The organism is Pseudomonas sp. 05N434, from assembly GCF_056396965.1.
In genome coordinates this window covers 1-473 of the sequence record NZ_JBFTMK010001117.1, presented here as the reverse complement: position 1 = coordinate 473, position 473 = coordinate 1, and the positions used below count along the sequence as shown (strand labels likewise).

1 protein-coding gene is annotated in these 473 nt (G+C 57.9%); it reads left to right on the top strand.

The genetic code is table 11. The features are described from left to right. Positions 1-420 (top strand): outer membrane beta-barrel protein (locus tag AC1DLB_RS32005; RefSeq protein WP_477786537.1); only part of this gene is annotated, 420 nt, incomplete at its 5' end. Between the last annotated feature and the right edge of the window lie 53 nt (positions 421-473).

Below are 473 nucleotides of genomic sequence, written 5' to 3'. Positions count from 1 at the left end.
GGTTATGAGCGTAAGAACTTTGATGACAGCAGTGTCAAAGACCTCAGTAACCCGACCTGGCAGGTGGACCTGCGATGGAAGCCACGAACCTACTCGACCTTTTCGTTCGTTGCTCGCCAGGCGCTGGCCGAGGGCGACGACGGTGCTGACGCCGTCAAGACCAGCTCTGCGCTGTTCGGCTGGCGTCATGGCTGGACCGAGCGGATCACAACGGTGGCCGAAGCAGGGCTGGCCCGCTATGAGTACGAGGGGCAGAACCGCACCGACAACCTTCGCGACTACAACTTCGCCGTGGAATACCAGATGCGCCGCTGGCTGGATATCGAATTGGGCTATCGCCACCGCAACGACAATTCCGATGCCGACAACCATAGTTTTGAACGCAACATCTTCCTGCTCAGCTTCAACGTAAGTCTCTAAGAGGTTTCCCCCCATGAACTCGCGAATGCTTGCCTTGTTGTTCGTGCCGTGGC